The organism is Calditrichia bacterium, from assembly GCA_020634975.1.
Classification (GTDB): domain Bacteria; phylum Calditrichota; class Calditrichia; order RBG-13-44-9; family J075; genus JACKAQ01.
Window position 1 is genome coordinate 17,686 of sequence record JACKAQ010000008.1, and the last position, 16,216, is coordinate 33,901.

Consider the following 16,216-nt stretch of genomic DNA (forward strand, 5'->3'; position numbering starts at 1 on the left):
CGGCTATTCTTTATCCCCGGGTGATGCGTTGGAATCTATCGCCGCCGGTGGCGATTCGCCATCGGGTTCTTCGGATTGGGCGATGGAATCGATGCGGCGAAGCAGTCCGGGAACTTCTTTCTGTTCCACCAAGCTGAAATACTGGAAAATAATCCCAAAATGGAAAATGAGAAAAATGAGGTATCCGGCTAAGTTGGTAAAAACGCCCAAAAATGCCGAAATCAATCGATACATTTCGATATCTTCATTTTTTGCAGCGTTGAATTCAATGAAAACGCTCATCAAAATTTGCGGCACGGAAACCGCGATGGTGAGCATATAAACAATCACGCCGAGCAAAATGATCAACCCAAAAGTGTTCCACCAGTTACCGGAAACCACTTCAAAACAGCGGGATATGGACTCAAAAATACCTTTATCTTCATTAAAAATAACGATATATAAAAATGACAGCGGTACCAGAATATAAAAAAACGGTAAAATAAACATCACAACGGCAACCATCAAAAACACAAAAGAAAGCAGCGATGCAATGGTTGCTTTCAACAGATAGCGGCTGGCATAATTGAACACATCGCGCGTTTCGAACTGGTCGAAACCGCGTTCGATATACAACATTGTGTATGCGTAAATCAGGCAGGAATAAAAAATGCTCAACAACATTGCGATTAAATAAAGTGGCAACAGTGCCGCATAATAATCAAGAAAATCGAATCCGGATGTTTGAAAATCGGTTGCATTCGGCGTCCAGTATTCGGTGAGAAACCCTACCAAAACCGCCGGAAATCCCATTACAATAACCAAATGTGTCCCCAGAATTTTGATATTCTGGCGGACAAAGTTGAATGTTTCGGTCAGTACCTGACTGAAATCGCGGGTTTGGCGAAAATCAATTTGTTCAGTCATGTTCATTTTTTTGCCTTTTGGTTCAGATAAGCAGGATATGCGATAAAATAAAATCCGATAAATGCGAGCGAGCCAAAAATAATCAACAGGCTCAAAGCAACCGGCATTTCGGTGTATCGGGTCACAAACGATTCCAGAAATCCGGCAGCTATGAAAACCGGCACCAAACCGATGGCGATTTTCAATCCATCTTTCGCGCCGCGTTGCAGCGATTCCCGCCGGGTAAATGAACCGGGAAACAAAATGCTGTTGCCCAACACCAATCCGGCGCTACCGGCAATGATGATTGCCGAAATTTCCAGCGCACCGTGAATATAAATAACCAGCAAAGATTCGCCCAACAGCGAATTCAGATAAAAAAAGGTGTGGAAAGTTCCTAACATCACGCCGTTAGTAAATAGCATAAAAGCTGTGCCGACCGATAGCAAAATACCCGCACTAAAACAAAGAAAAGACACCCGGATATTGTTCAGCGTAATCCCAAAAAACATTTGCAGTTGCCGGGCATCTTTGTAAACAGCCAGCGGATCGCCTTTTTCGATGTTGTGCTCGGTCATGTTAACATATCCGTCACCCAAAATCAGTCGGACGAATGACGTGTCATTCAGTGTGGAAACGGTGCCGATCATCACCGCAATCGAAAAAATGACAAAGCTGTAAAGCAAAGAATTGCGATGGTTGGCGTAAAGTGTCGGTAGTTCGGTTTTCCAAAAAGTAACGAGGCGGTTTTTATCGGTTCGTTTGTTGCTATAAATTTCCTGATGCAGTTTTCCGGCCAAACCGTTGAGGTATTGCGTTGTTTTGCTACCGGGAAAATGGGTGCGGGCGAATGAGAGATCGTCGGTTATTTCCAGAAATAAACCGGCGTAAATATCTGCGTCCACCGGTTCGGAATTGTTCAGTAACCCTTCCAGCTTTTTCCATTTTTCGGCATTCAGTTTAAGAAAGGCAACTTCTTTCATAACTCAACTAAAATTCCGGGTTTAGCGTTAATAAAATTATTCGAATAATATAGCCGAAAAATTACAATTTTCACACATAAAATTGACAGGAAACCGAAAAACAGGGGAGGGGACATGTTAAAAAATTATGAGAATCGAACGATAAAATGCGATTTTAAAACCGCTAGAAATAATCCATGTTTGCACGTTGGAGCATCACACGCTTTCCGCATTTTCTATCGGAACAATCGGAAAAAACATCCTGAACGTGGTGCCTTTTTCCGGAAAAGATGTTACGCTGATATGCCCGTGACTTTGTTTGATAATTCCGTAAACGGTCGAGAGTCCCAAACCGGTGCCTTTACCGCGCGGTTTTGTGGTGAAAAAAGGTTCAAAAATGTGCGATTTTGTTTCTTCGTCCATCCCGATGCCGGTATCCTGTATTTCGATGCAGACAAATTCACCCGGTTCGGCTTCACTGTGGAGCACATCCGATTCGCCGAGTTTTGTTCGATAGGTCCGAACGGTAAGCGTGCCGCCATTTGGCATGGCGTCGCGGGCGTTCACTGCCAAATTCATAATGGCTTGCTCCAGTTGAACCGGATCTGCGATAATCGTGCCGATATCCACGCCGCAATGCAGTTGAAAATTGATTTTTTTCCCAATCAACCGATCGAGTATTTCTTTAATTTCCCGAATGGCGTAATTGGGATCGATGCGCATTAACAGCGCTTCCTGTCTTCTGCTAAATGCCTGTATTTGTTTGATTAACAGACCAGCCTGTTTGTTGGTTTGCTGTATTTTTTCAACAAAATTTCGCATCGGATCGGTTTCATCCATTTTCATCAAAATGATTTCCGCATACCCTTCGATGACCGATACAAAATTGCTGAAATCATGCGCGATGCTCCCTGCCAAAATGCCCAAACTTTCCATTTTTTGGGCTTGCAGAAACTGTGCTTCAATTTCCCGGCGGCGGCTGATATCCAGCAAATAGCCTTTCACTCCGGTCAATTTCCCGGCATCGTTAAAATTTCCGACGAGATTTGCCAACACATAAATCAGTTTGCCATTGGTTTTGCGGAGGGTGATTTCGTAAAGGGCAAGCTTTTTTTGACGATGTATTTCTTCGATAAAATCTGTCCGGGCTTCATCGTCGGTAAAGCGTTCCATAAAATCGGAATATTGAGCAACCCGGGGATTTTCAAATCCGAACAATTTGGCGAATGCCGGATTGCACATCAAAATATTGCCCTGTCCGTCCATGATAAAATTTCCGGTTAAATCATCTTCAAACAATCCGCGATAGCGGGCTTCGCTTTCCCGAAGCGCGTTCTCCACTTCTTTTCGGCGACTGATTTCCGAAATAAAACTGATGAGATAGTTTTCGTCATCGATTTCAATACGGTTCAGGTTGATATCAACCGGAATTTCCGAACCGTCCGACCGGAGGGCGAAAGTATCCAGGCGATGGGTGTGGGTATTTTGATGGTTGTTTAACGGCGTTTTCCCAATATATTGTTGATATTGTTCGCGAAGCCGTTCCGGAATAAGCAGTTCTGCGGGTTGTCCGATCAACTCATCCCTGTTGCACAAATGTAATTTTGCTGCAGATTCATTTGCGTATTCAATTTTACCCGTCGAATTACTGACAATAATCGCATGTGACGCAGTTTCAACAAAAATCTGAAAACTGTGTTGGTTCCGGAAAAATGATTGCACCGCAGGCCTTTCGAAGAATGAATGTTCAATAGTCATATTTCAACGGTCATATACAGATTTCGTAAATATAATAGACGTCGTCAGAAACAGCAACTTATTTACTCATATAAAAAATTGTTTTTCGAAACAAAAAGCATAAACAGTTCGTGAAACCGGTTCCGGACGGCGATATTTAATAGATGCCGTAAATTTATTATTCACTGGAACTTGTCCGGCATTTATTTTGATAATGGAGAATTATTCTTATTCTCGAACAGTGTTGAAAAAAACAGATCAACCATCTAAATTGTGTCGTAGATAATTACTGAGGGGTTTAATATTAATTTTTTAGTTTGGGGCTAAATAATGAATCAAGACTCTCTGGACAAATTGAAACCGGGCGAATGTTGCGTTATCCGGGAATATTGCAATTGCACCAGCGATACCAACTGTCTGATGGAAATGGGGCTTCTGGAAGGCACACCGGTAAAGTTGATCAAGTTTGCACCCTTGGGCGATCCTATGGAAATTCGTTTCCGGGGCTACAACCTTTCGATCCGGAAAGACGTAGCCCGCTCTATTTTGGTTGAAAAGGGATAGCGCTATCGATGTCTGTAAATGTTGAAAACCTGACGGCACACCAGTCATATTCCATAAAAAAATTCCGGGTTGCTCTTGTGGGCAACCCAAATACAGGCAAAACTTCCGTGTTTAATGCACTAACCGGATTGCGCCAAAAAGTGGGTAATTATCCCGGCGTTACGGTTGAAAAAAAATCGGGCATGCTCATTTCGCCCGGTGGTGCAAAGGTTGAAGTTATCGATTTACCCGGATTATACAGCTTGAACCCGCAATCGCTGGACGAAGAAATTGCCGTAGAAACGCTGTATTCAGATGATGCGATCGATCTGATTGTTGTTGTTGCGGATGCCAGTAACCTGAACCGGAATTTGTATTTAGTCAGCCAATTGCTGGAGCTCAACAAACCGACATTGCTGGCACTGAATATGGTGGATGTCGCCAAAGCGCATGGCATCGAAATCAACATTGATGAACTTGCTGCATCGCTGGCGGTTACCGTTATTCCGGTTATTGGTAGCAAAGGGGAAGGCATTCCCGAATTACGGCGCACAATTTTTGACATTCTTGAATCGACGGATAGCAAAAAAGTGTCGCCCCCGCAATGGTTGAAAGATCCTGCACTGGAAACATTTTACCAACCCTTTATCGGTGAAATTGCTGAAAATACTGAACTTACAAATTTGGAAGCGCGGTTGCGGCTGCAGCGCATATTCCGCGAAGTGAAAACCTTTCGGGAAAATGCCGCATCGTCAAATGGCAAATTGAGTACTGCAGATTACCCAAAACTGAACAGTGTTATTTATGATAAATATGACGAATGGCAGCAACTGGAAGCCAAAGTCCGCTATCGTTGGGTGGATAGCATTTGCGACAAAATCATATGTCGTTTAGACGAAGAAAAACGCAGCTTCAGCGATAAAATTGATCAGGTGCTGACGCATCATATCGCCGGACCAATTGTATTTCTGCTGCTGTTTTCGGTTGTTTTCCAATCGATTTTCACATGGGCAGAAGCGCCGATGGATGCCATTGAAACCGGTGTCGGATGGTTGGGTGAACTGGTTGCCAACCTGCTGCCGGCGGGCGCGTTGCAAAGTTTGATTGTCGATGGCGCCATTGGCGGCGTTGGCTCAATTCTGGTTTTTCTGCCGCAAATTCTCTTTCTTTTTTTCTTCCTCTCACTGCTGGAAGATTCCGGATACATGACCCGCGTTGCATTTATGATGGATCGATTTATGCGCGGTGCCGGGCTTTCCGGGCGTTCGATAATTCCGTTGCTGTCGTCTTTTGCCTGCGCCATTCCCGGCATTATGGCAACCCGGACCATCCGCAACTGGCAGGAACGGCTGATCACAATTATGATTGCACCGCTCATGAGTTGCAGCGCCCGCTTGCCGGTGTACACGCTGATGATCGGCGCATTTATCCCGAACCAACGGATTGCCGGCGTATTTTCACTTGCTGGATTCACATTGCTGGCAATGTATTTATTGGGTGTGGTTGCGGCAATTGTTGCAGCATTGGTGTTCAAAAAATTTCTGATTCGCGGCAGATCGCCGGCATCTTTTATGATGGAGTTGCCACCGTATCGCCTGCCCTCGCTGCGCTGGACGCTGTTGCAAATGTGGGAACGCGCCAAAATATTTGTCACTGACGCCGGAAAAATTATTCTGGCGATGTCGCTGGTGCTCTGGTTTTTGTCATCTTATCCCAAAACGGATGCCGGAACAGAAGCCACAGCCGGCGAACAAATTCGCCAAAGTTATGCCGGACAAATCGGGCAGATCATCGAGCCGGTTATCGAACCGCTGGGTTTTGACTGGAAACTGGGCATCGGTCTGATTACGTCATTCGCCGCCCGCGAAGTGCTGGTTAGTACACTGGCAACCATATATAATGTAGAAAGTGGCGATGAAAATTCGCTCAGCCTTCGTGATGCGCTCCGCAACGAAACCGATCCCGAAACCGGAAAACCGCGGTACACACCGTTAGTTGCCATTTCGTTGATGGTATTTTTTGTGCTGGCTTGCCAGTGCATGTCCACCGTGGCAATTGTGAAACGGGAAACCAACAGTTGGCGCTGGCCGATTATCATGATTGTTTATATGACTGCGCTGGCGTATATCGGCTCGCTGGTGGTGTATCAGGGTGGATTGTTATTAGGTTTAGGTTAAGAAATGGAGGTGAACAAATGATTGATTTTCAAGAAGTTATCGCATTTTCAATTGTCGGGTTTGCGCTCATTTACATCATCTATACCCTGTTTAGCAAAAATACTGCTGAAAGCGAATGCGGCGGTTGCAGCAAATGTGCTGCCGGCAAATCGCAACCCTCATCAACTATCGAAATTATCCAGAAATAAAAAACGCCGGCAATTACCGGCGTTTTCATGTTGTGTCATTTTGTTAATTCGAATTAGAATCCCAAACCGACCGACAACGAAATCACACCATTTTTTGCGGTGTCGTCATCATTTTCCTGAAATTCTTCTTTGATGATATTGGACAAACCGAGGGTATATCGCAAATCGATAAATACGGATGCCAATCCCATAGTCGAAAAGGACATGCTGGCGCCGACAACCGCACCCATATCCGATCCTTTGAACAGATCTTCACTGTCTTCAACGTCCACATCTTCGCCGTTCAATTTATAATCGGCACTTTCGCTGGCTTTGAACGCGAACGCCGGACCGGCATAAAAATTGGACGATACCAATGGCGGTGCAACCGGAACCTGCAATTTCACTAATACCGGAATTTCAAAATAATTTACTTTGAGAGTCGTTTCTGCTTCATTGCTGCCATCTGTTTCAACTAATTTTCCGCCTTTTTGGGTAAACAACGCTTCACCCTGAAATGACAACGGGCCAATCGGATCAATTTCCAGATAGACGCCGCCGTTGAAACCATTTTTGGTTTTTAATTCCTCACCTTCATCTGTATCAGCCCTGAAATTTGATACGTTCAAACCGGCTTTCAAGCCTTTTTTGATGGACAATTGGGCAAAAACGGACTGCGTTCCAATCATCATGCACAGCACCAAGAGGGTAGCAAAATATCGCTTCATAATAATCTCCTTATCGGGGGTTTTTATTTGCAGCTCGTTAATGGCTGCGTATTTTTTACGTAATTCGAGTATAATTAACACATTTCAGGTGATCAATTTCAACAGTAATTTTCAATTTTTCTGTGATAGATGTCGCAATATGGGTTAATTTGCTGTGTGGCGATTTTTAGTATTGATTTATTGTGAATGCCGGGATATTATTTACGAACGAATAATACAGTTGAAACCGTTGCGAATCGGGAGCAGATTGAGAAAAAAAACGCGACATTTATTTGCGATTGCAGGCTTGCTCGGCGCGATGCAATGTTTTGCCCAAACCAAATTTGAGCCCGTTTTGGGGGAAATTTCCCGGGATTCGTTGCGGCAGCACATGGCGTTTCTCGGCAGCGATGCATTAGCCGGGCGCGGCACCGGAACGCCCGGCGAACTCGCCGCCGCAGATTATATTCGCGGCGTTTTTCGGCGATACAATCTGCAATCTCCCCGACAAACGGAAGATTATTTTCAAATGATACCCATGCACGGCAGTTTGCCGCTGGCAGAATCTGTTTTGCGGATTCACTATAATGAAAAAATCATCGATCTCAATCTCGGTAGCGATTATTTACTGATGAAAACCGGACCACAAACCTTTGTTTCGCAACCGGTTGAGATGGTTTTTGCCGGATACGGTATTGTTGCGCCGGAGTTCGATTATAACGATTATCAAAATACCGATGTTCGCGGCAAAATTGTTGTCGCGTTTTCGGGTGAACCGCCATCGGAAAACCTTGCATATTTTGACGGAAAAGCAGAAAGTATTTACGCATTGCCTGAAGCCAAATTGCGTCAGGCAATCTCGCGTGGAGCGTTGGGAATCCTGCTGATTGCCGATCAATTTTACACAAATTCGCAACATTGGGAGCGATTGCAGCGCGAATTTACGTTTGAAGATGTGACGTTGGCATATCGTTCCGTCAGCCAGTTCAGCGCGGTGTTGAATCCGGTTACCGCTTACGAATTGTTGCAAAAGTCCGGTATTCCGTTGGATAGATTGCGCCAGAATACCGAACAGGGGCAACAGGAAAATTTTACGCTAAATTCCCGACTGTCGTTTAAAGGCGAATTCATCGAGCGGAATTTTCGATCACCGAATGTGATAGGATTTTTACCCGGCAACGACCCGGTTTTGGCAGAACGAACGGTGATCGTCAGCGCCCATTACGATCATTTGGGGATTGGTCCGGCGGTCGCCGGCGACTCGATTTACAACGGCGTTTTTGATAACGCCGCCGGTGTTGCGGCAACCCTGGAAATTGCCCGCGTGCTGTCCGAATCGCGCGAAAATCTGCGGCGTTCGGTGCTGTTTGTGCTGCTCACCGGCGAAGAAAAAGGGCTGCTCGGTTCGCAATTTTATGTGGATCATCCGGTGGTGCCGCTGTTTCAGACAGTTGCAAATGTGAATATCGACGGGCTGGCGATGTTCGATTTGTTCGATGATATTGTTGGCATCGGCGCTGAGCTGTCTTCGCTCGATGCGTTTCTGGCGAATGCCGCTGGTGCAACCGGATTACAGGTTGCCAACCTGCCGGAAATGATCGTGATGATGCAGGCATTCGATCGCTCCGATCAGATCGCTTTTGCGCAGGCGGGCATTCCATCCGTACTGACGATGGAGGGATTGAACTATCGCAACCTCACGCCGGCGGAAGGATTGCGACTGATTCGCGAATGGGGCGAAACGCGCTATCACACGCCATTTGATGATATGTATCAACCGATGAATTTGGAAGCTGCGCGACTGCACACCCGGTTTTTGGCGCAATTGTGCGCCATTCTGGCGAGCAGCGATGATGAACCGCAGTGGCACAGCAACTCGCGGTTTCGTACTGTCCGGCTGCAAACAATCGCGGAAAAACGATAATTTATTTGGAATTTCGGACCAACTTTTCGGAAGACACACCAGTGAAAGCTATTCAAAAAATGTTGCTGATTGGCTGTATTGCGATGCTCCTCGCCTGCGGCGGAACGCGCCAACAATCGCCGCAAATCATTCGCATTAAAGGATCGGACACGATGTTGCTCCTCAGCGAAAAATGGGCACAGGCGTTCATGGTCGCGCATCCGGGCGTTTCGGTTTACGTGAGCGGTGGCGGGACTGCAACCGGCATTCAGGCGTTGATTCGCGGCGATGTGGAAATTTCCACCGCATCACGCCCGATCAACACCTCGGAAGTGCAGCAATTGGCTGCGGAATTCCAGAAAATCGGATTGGCTGTGCTGGTCGCCCGCGATGCGCTGAGCGTTTATTTGCATCCCGAAAACCCGGTTTCCGATCTCACCCTCAAACAATTGAAAGAAATTTTTAGCGGTGATATTCGCAATTGGCGGGAAGTCGGCGGCAACGATGCGCCGATTGAGGTGCTTTGCCGACCTAAAAAAAGTTCCGGCACTTACGCATATTTCCGGGAGCATATTTTGGAAAATCGCGATTATTCAACCGATGCGCTGGTGCTGCAAACCACCGGGGAAATTGTCGGACACATTCGCAACCATCCCAATGCCATCGGTTACGGCGGATTGGGATATGGGCAGGATCTCCGGCATTGCCGGGTAAACAGCATTCCGGCGACGCACAGCAGTGTGCAATATGATCTGTATCCGATTTCGCGATATCTCTATTTTTACACAGTGGACAAACCGCGCGGCGTTACCCGTCAATTTATCGATTGGGTGCTAAGCGAAGCGGGTCAGCAAATTGTTGAGGAATCCGGATATATTCCGCTGTGGGAAATCAAATAAAAAACCGCCCGAGCGGGGGAGAACGGGCGGCGCATTAAGAGAAAAGCAGGAGGTCTGCTTTGAAAAGCGTGTCAAAAATTAACCATTTGTTATTGCGGCAGGCTGTCAGTTCGATGTCATTTTTGTGAAAATTGCTGCTGCGATACAAACACAAAGGGCGATCCTCAAATGAGTATCGCCCTTCGTTTTTACGGGAGAGGTGTTTGCTTTATTTGAGAAGCATCATTTTTCGGCTTTCAACCAAACCGTCCGCTTCCAGTCGATAGAAATAAACACCGCTGGATAAATCTACCGCATTCCACGTAATTACGTAAGAACCGGCGGGTTTGAATCCTTCTGCGAGGGTTGCCACCAACTGTCCGCGAATGTTGTAAACGCTCAATTTCACGTTGGTCGATTTTACGAGATCGAACCGGATGTTGGTTGACGGGTTGAAAGGGTTCGGATAATTTTGGGACAGGTTAAAGTTGTTCGGCACTTCCGGCAATTTGGTTTCCCATGCTTCGATGCCCAACACGCCGTCCTGATCCAACGCTGTCCAACCTTTGATCCACAACGTTACGTTCGGATCGGGATTGAATGCGCCTTTATAACTCACCTGTGTGAAAAATGCATCCGACGGAACAACTGCGCCGCTGCCTGCCGGTCCGGCTGCTGCGGGACGCGGGTTGAGGCTGCTGGTCGCTTCGCGGCTGATGCTGGCAAATTGCGGATCGGCAACCTGGTTGTTATTGGCGGTCAGGTGGGTTTGCACAAAATCTTGCGGTGCGATGGCGGTCAGCGTATTGCCTGCGCCGTAACCGAACCAGATGTTGTTGCTCAGCACCAGTTCGCCGTTTTCCAGACGCACGCGGCTGTCATCCCCGGAAGCCAGATCTTCAACCGTGATACCGTATCCTGTGAAATCGTAAAAGATACTGCTGTAATATTTTCCGCCGGCGTTATCGCGGAAGTAGATGGTGCGATCGTTGCCGTCGCCTGCGGGCGTTGCCGCGCTGCCAGAACCGATGTAGGTTGCGTTGCTGATCACCGGAATCGCCAACGGTGTTCCGGTTTCATCATCGTCGCCACCGTCGTGTTCACCGGCGCGACCGGCTTCGTCCGGAGCTTGAATGCTGAACCAGAACTGGTGTTTGCCACGAAAACCCTGATCGTAATCGAATGCGTCATCCGCGCAAAAAGCTGCCACCAGATATTTGGTGTTCACTGCGCCGCCAAACCATTCGTAACCGTCATCCAGATTTGAGAATACTTCGATGTGGTGAATTTCGGTTTCGCTGCCAACAGCACCCATCGTCAAACCGTTGATTTCGTCGCCGGGCACACCGCTGATGGAAAATCCACCGTGGCGAATCGATGCGTAAACAAACACACCTGAGTTGTCTGCGTCATTCGTTCCGCCGTATTTGGCGTCGAGTGCCGGCGGGATACCTTCGATCTGGTTTTCTGTCGTCGGTTGGTTGGTCGTTGCTGCGCCAAGAATAATCACACCGCCCCACAATCCGCGATCGATAGCGCTGAGGTTGCCGTTCAAATTATCCAGTTCGCTGGTGAAAATAATCGGGCTGGTTGCCGTTCCGCGAGCGTTGATTTTCGCGCCGCGACGAACAATCAATGCGCTGGCGCCGTCGCCGGTAGTGATGCTTGATTGCTGTTTGGCTTTGATGATCGTTCCGGGCTGGATGATCAGTTCAGCACCCGGATCCACAAAAATCAAACCGTCCATCAAGTATTCGTTGTTGGCTGTCCATGTTGTATTTGTTGTAATATCTGCGGAAACATCGACAACTGTGCGGGAGCCGCCGGAAATATCGCCGGTGTGACCGTATGCATCCAGCGCGGTCCAGTTGTTGCTCCACAGCGGCTGGTTGGGATCAAACGCGCCGACAAATCCGGTTTCGGTGAAAAATCCATCGTCCAGCAGCTTGGCAGCGCCGACAACCGGGCTGTTGAGCATCGGGCGGGGATCGAGTCCGTTGCTGCCGCCGTTGCGATCGGTGCCGCGCAACATCGGGTCAGCGACAACATTCTGATTAGCTGCGAGATGGTCACGAACAAAATCTTGGGTGGACATGCCGTTCAGATCGTTACCGGCGCCAAATTCGAACCAATAATTGTTGGCGAGCACCAGTTCGCCATTTTCCATACGAATGCGGCTGTCATCGCCGGAAGCCAAATCTTCCACGGTGATGCCGTTGCCTGTGAAATCGTAAAAGATGCTATTGTAATATTTACCGCCGGCATTGTCACGGAAATAAATGGCGCGATCGTTGCCGTCGCCAGCCGGTGTTGCATTTTTGCCGGCGCCGAGGTAGGTAACGTTGCTGATCATCGGGATTGCCAACGGTGTTCCGGTTTCGTCATCGTCGCCGCCGTCATGCTCGCCACCGCGACCAGCTTCGTCCGGTGCCTGCACTGCAAACCAGAACTGATGTTTGCCGCGGAAACCCTGATCGTAATCAAACGCGTCGTCCGCGCAAAATGCGGAGATCAGATATTTTGTGTTTACCGTGCCGCCAAACCACTCATATCCGTCGTCAAGATTGGCAAAAACTTCAATGTGGTGAATGACTGTTTGGCTGCCGACAGCACCCATCGTCAATCCGTTGATTTCGTCACCGGGAACACCGCTGATGGAAAATCCGCCGTGGCGAATCGAAACAAAAGTGAAAATTCCCGAATCATCCGCGTCATTTGTGCCGCCATATTTGGCGTCGAGCGACGGGGGAATACCTTCGATCTGGTTTTCGGTGGTAGGCTGGTTGGTTGTGGCCGCGCCCAGAATAATCACGCCGCCCCACAATCCACGGTCGATGGCGCTGAGGTTGCCGTTCAACTGGTCCAGTTCGCTGGTGAAAATGATCGGCGAATCCGGTGTGCCCTGCGCATTTATTTTCGCACCGCGACGCACAATCAGCGCGCTGGCGCCGTCGCCGGTGGTGATGGTTGATTGCTGTTTGGCTTTGATAACTGTTCCCGGCTCGATGGTGAGTGTCGCGCCCGGATCGACAAAAATTAACCCGTCCAGCAGATATTCATTTGCTGCAGACCAGGTTGTATTGGTTGTGATGTCGTTGGTGACCGTAACTTGAGCCATTGCCCAAAACGGTATCATCAACATGCAAACACTGAGTAAGAATCGCTTCATAAAGAAGATCTCCTAAATTGATGTTTTGTATGAGTTTGTGATAGTTAAAATCAAAGATTTATTTATGTAAATGATGTTTATTTTCAACAGTTTTTTGAAATTATGGAGCGTTAAAACTGGAATTCTAACGCTCCGTTTATCACACGCGCCTGATCCGTGCGGAGCAGTTGTTTAAAAACTACATTTCGTAAGAAATTCCCAAAGAGAAGCCGGTTCCCTGTTTGTATTTCCGGTAAACCGTTTGGCTGCCGTTGAAATTATAGGTTTCTTCATATGCGGAATTGAGGATGTTTTTCACTGCAAATTTTGCAGAAACTTGCTGCAGAATGCGCTGCGAAAGCGTGAAGTTCAACCGGTTGAACGGTTGTTCGTAAACATCCGGGGTGAAATTTCGGGAGACTTTCGCGAGCCGCTCACCGTAGGTGTTGAAAGACAGTGACGCAGTTGTTCCGCTCATCAGGTTGCCGTAGGTAAAATCGATGTTGAAAATATACGGTGATTGACCTTGTAGTGGGCGGGTATCGTCGGCATTAGGGTCCAGACTGCGACGGTTTGCCAACTCAACATCCGGCACATTTACGGTAGATTGAACCAGCGATAAGTTCCCACCTACACTGAAGTTACGCAGTTTCGGCGCAACAAAATCCATATTTACCCGCGTTTCCAGTTCGATGCCGTAAAGCGTTGCTTCGCCCACATTTTCCAGCGTTTCGATGCGGTTGGAAGCGGTCACACCTTCCGGGAATGTCCGTTCAATCGGGTCTTTCATCTTTTTGTAAAAACCGCTCACTGCGATAATTTCGCCCGGACGTTTGAACCATTCCCAGCGCAAATCGTAATTTTGGATCAGGGTGCGTTTCAGGTTCGGGTTACCCGCAAATTCAAAACCGCCGACAAATTCTTTGGTGGAGTAGGGGGCAATTTCCCGGAAATTCGGGCGAGCCAGCGTTTGGGTTGCAGCCAGTCGTAAATTCATATTCGATGTCAATTGATAAACCAGATTTGCAGATGGCAACCAATCCTGTTCGTCAATGTTACCGCGATCCAGTGTGGAATCCTGGCTAACTACCGATATTTCGGTAGTTTCGTATCGCACACCACCCACAAACCGCATTTTGGATGTGAATGGAAAATCAACCATCGCGTAGCCTGCTGCGATATTTTCTTCCGCGTCGTATTGATTTTTATCTTTTGAGTTATCGAAAATGACGTTCCCGGATACCGGCAGACCAAAACGGGTGGAATCCAGCGAATATTCAAAATTGGAGTGGTTGAAAAACAGATCGAGATCGCCGTTTACCGCATTCAGCAATTTGTCATCCGTATCGTATGAAAAAATGCGTTCGCGGGCTTCGCGATCTTTGGTTTGATAGGCGCCGCCGAGCTTCAATTTTGCCTGACTGGTTCCGGTGCCGAACGGCATACTGAAATCCAGGTTTACGTTCCGCGAATCATCTTCCACATTTCTGAAATAGCGGGAAGGATCGTCGAAATTCGATCCGGTAATTGTGTAAGGCGCAACAGTGTTGCTCGAATCGTAGATGAAAAAGATCAACCGGCGATCCGGCTCATCCTGCGAAGTTGCGGCACTTGAGGCTTTCCACTCGATGGATGCATTGTTCAGCCCGCTGAAGTTGTGGCGTCCGTACAGTTGCAGCGACAAAATATCGCGCTGCTGATATTCCAGCACCCGGTTGTTGACGATACGCTCATCGCCGTCGCCTAATTCCTGCGGCCATTTCCCAGTCATCGATCGTGTTTTGGATGTACCGTTGCGCGAGTAAAACGCCGTTCCGCCAATTTGCTGAGCGTTCGTCAAATTGAAAGAAAACGTGCCCAATGCGCCGATGCTGGCTTCTTCCGTTCCCTGCGCATCCGTTTGGATCAGCTGCGGAATCAGTTCGTCGCTTTGCGCATTTGCGCTGTAAATACCCACTTCGCCTTCATCGTAAAAAGAGTAGCTGCGGTTGTAAGTAAGGCTGCCCTGATAGCCCAGACTACTGCTGCCGCCCAATGCCATCTTGTTGCCGTAGGACAACCCCAGGCCTTGATTTAGCGGCACGGATTGCCGTTTCACATTCATCGTTTCTGAAAAAGATTTCCCGATTTGTTCGGCGTTTGCGGCAACATCGCCGGTGCCGAATCGCAAATCCTGGCGAATCTGGGTGCGGGATGGAAATCCGTCTGCGCCAAGCGTTCCGTTTTCGATGCTGGTCGGCAGTGCGCGGGCACCGTCATCTTTTGCCAGCCAATCTTGCCCGCCACCGTTGTAAGACAAAAAGTTGTCGTTGAACGATGCGGTGCTGCTCATCGAAGAAGAGTAGCTGAGCTTCAGCGTTTGTTCATCCGGGAAAGTTTTTGTGGCAACATCCACAATACCGCCGCTGAAATTGCCCGGTTTGTCCGGTGTGAATGTTTTGATTGTGGTGATGTTATCCAATAAATTGGTGGGCAACAAATCCAGTTGGAAAGCCTTTTTGTCTGGATCGGAGCTGGGCAGCTCAACGCCGTTCAACTGGGTGCTGCTGTAACGATCGCCGAGCCCGCGAACATACACATATTTTCCGTCCACTACCGATGCACCAACCACCTGTTTGATGGCTTCTGCGGCGTCGCCGCTGCCGGAACGGGAAAATTCTTCGGAACTCACACCGTCGCTGACAGCGTCGGAACGCTGGCGTTTTTTGAGCATCGCTGCACCGGTGTTTTCGATCATCCGGGCTTCGACAACAACTTCTTCACCCTCGATGGTTTGCGATTTGACACCCAAATCCAGTTTGTAGGATTCGTTGGCTTTCACCTCGATATCGGTAATGCGCGTTTCCTGATAGCCAACATAGCTGACCACCAACGTATAGGTTCCGGCGGGCACGTTGATAATCGTGAACATTCCGTCGATGTCGGTTGCTGAACCCAAAATTGTATTTTCCAGCATTACGTTTGCGCCAATCAGCGGATCGCCGTTATCGGCATCCACCAACCGACCCACAACGCTGCCGGATTCCTGTGCAAATATGGATACATTTAACAGAATCAGACCCAGCAGTAAAAGCTGCGTCATCCCTTTCCGTATTTCCGAAAATCGATT

Annotated in this window: 11 protein-coding genes; 5 read left to right on the forward strand and 6 right to left on the reverse strand. The window is 48.0% G+C overall.

Going from position 1 to position 16,216, the window contains the following annotated elements; translation table 11 throughout:
* Positions 1–3: 3 nt before the first annotated feature.
* From H6629_23375 to H6629_23385, 3 genes are all read right to left on the reverse strand, one after another.
* Positions 4–912: a hypothetical protein gene (locus tag H6629_23375; GenBank protein MCB9070729.1), complete on the reverse strand. Its 909-nt coding sequence runs from the start codon at positions 910–912 to the stop codon at positions 4–6.
* Positions 909–1,868 carry a stage II sporulation protein M gene (locus H6629_23380; protein ID MCB9070730.1) on the reverse strand — a complete coding sequence of 320 codons (960 nt, stop codon included), beginning with the start codon at positions 1,866–1,868 and terminating at the stop codon, positions 909–911. Before H6629_23380 ends, H6629_23375 begins: the two co-directional genes overlap by 4 nt.
* Positions 1,869–2,063: 195 nt before the next feature.
* Positions 2,064–3,569: a PAS domain S-box protein gene (locus H6629_23385; GenBank protein MCB9070731.1), complete on the reverse strand. Its 1,506-nt coding sequence runs from the start codon at positions 3,567–3,569 to the stop codon at positions 2,064–2,066.
* A 345-nt stretch (positions 3,570–3,914) separates the two neighbouring features.
* On the opposite strand from H6629_23385, the gene H6629_23390 reads away from it, so the two are divergent.
* The 3 genes from H6629_23390 to H6629_23400 are packed head-to-tail and all read left to right on the forward strand — an operon-like array spanning position 3,915 to position 6,492.
* Entirely contained in the window at positions 3,915–4,148 is a 234-nt protein-coding gene (locus H6629_23390) for a ferrous iron transport protein A (GenBank protein ID MCB9070732.1), read from the forward strand.
* A gap of 8 nt (positions 4,149–4,156) precedes the next feature.
* Entirely contained in the window at positions 4,157–6,304 is a 2,148-nt protein-coding gene (gene feoB, locus H6629_23395; protein MCB9070733.1) for a ferrous iron transport protein B, read from the forward strand.
* A gap of 17 nt (positions 6,305–6,321) precedes the next feature.
* On the forward strand, positions 6,322–6,492 hold the full coding sequence (locus H6629_23400; GenBank protein MCB9070734.1) for a FeoB-associated Cys-rich membrane protein: 171 nt from the start codon (positions 6,322–6,324) through the stop codon (positions 6,490–6,492).
* Positions 6,493–6,545: 53 nt separating this feature from the next.
* On the opposite strand, the gene H6629_23405 is transcribed toward H6629_23400, so the two are convergent.
* On the reverse strand, positions 6,546–7,199 hold the full coding sequence (locus H6629_23405) for a PorT family protein (GenBank protein MCB9070735.1): 654 nt from the start codon (positions 7,197–7,199) through the stop codon (positions 6,546–6,548).
* A gap of 247 nt (positions 7,200–7,446) precedes the next feature.
* Between H6629_23405 and H6629_23410 the strand changes: the two genes are divergently transcribed.
* Both H6629_23410 and H6629_23415 read left to right on the forward strand, forming a co-directional pair.
* Positions 7,447–9,102, forward strand: a complete 1,656-nt coding sequence (locus H6629_23410) for a M28 family peptidase (GenBank protein MCB9070736.1) — start codon at positions 7,447–7,449, stop codon at positions 9,100–9,102.
* Between the two features lie 41 nt (positions 9,103–9,143).
* A complete protein-coding gene (locus H6629_23415; GenBank protein MCB9070737.1) occupies positions 9,144–9,980 on the forward strand; it encodes a phosphate ABC transporter substrate-binding protein in 837 nt (278 codons plus the stop codon).
* Positions 9,981–10,188: 208 nt separating this feature from the next.
* Here the strand turns inward: H6629_23415 and H6629_23420 are convergent, their stop codons facing one another.
* Together H6629_23420 and H6629_23425 are read right to left on the reverse strand one after the other, a co-directional pair.
* Entirely contained in the window at positions 10,189–11,937 is a 1,749-nt protein-coding gene (locus tag H6629_23420; protein ID MCB9070738.1) for a T9SS type A sorting domain-containing protein, read from the reverse strand.
* A 1,369-nt stretch (positions 11,938–13,306) separates the two neighbouring features.
* Entirely contained in the window at positions 13,307–16,189 is a 2,883-nt protein-coding gene (locus H6629_23425; GenBank protein MCB9070739.1) for a TonB-dependent receptor, read from the reverse strand.
* Between the last annotated feature and the right edge of the window lie 27 nt (positions 16,190–16,216).

Excerpts from the sequence above, each read along its gene's own strand:
- H6629_23400 (MCB9070734.1), top strand. The coding sequence starts at position 6,322 with ATGATTGATTTTCAAGAAGTTATCGCATTTTCAATTGTCGGGTTTGCG.
- H6629_23380 (MCB9070730.1), bottom strand. The coding sequence starts at position 1,868 with ATGAAAGAAGTTGCCTTTCTTAAACTGAATGCCGAAAAATGGAAAAAG.
- H6629_23425 (MCB9070739.1), bottom strand. The coding sequence starts at position 16,189 with ATGACGCAGCTTTTACTGCTGGGTCTGATTCTGTTAAATGTATCCATA.
- H6629_23420 (MCB9070738.1), bottom strand. The coding sequence starts at position 11,937 with ATGCTCAACAGCCCGGTTGTCGGCGCTGCCAAGCTGCTGGACGATGGA.
- H6629_23375 (MCB9070729.1), bottom strand. The coding sequence starts at position 912 with ATGAACATGACTGAACAAATTGATTTTCGCCAAACCCGCGATTTCAGT.
- H6629_23390 (MCB9070732.1), top strand. The coding sequence starts at position 3,915 with ATGAATCAAGACTCTCTGGACAAATTGAAACCGGGCGAATGTTGCGTT.
- feoB (MCB9070733.1), top strand. The coding sequence starts at position 4,157 with ATGTCTGTAAATGTTGAAAACCTGACGGCACACCAGTCATATTCCATA.
- H6629_23405 (MCB9070735.1), bottom strand. The coding sequence starts at position 7,199 with ATGAAGCGATATTTTGCTACCCTCTTGGTGCTGTGCATGATGATTGGA.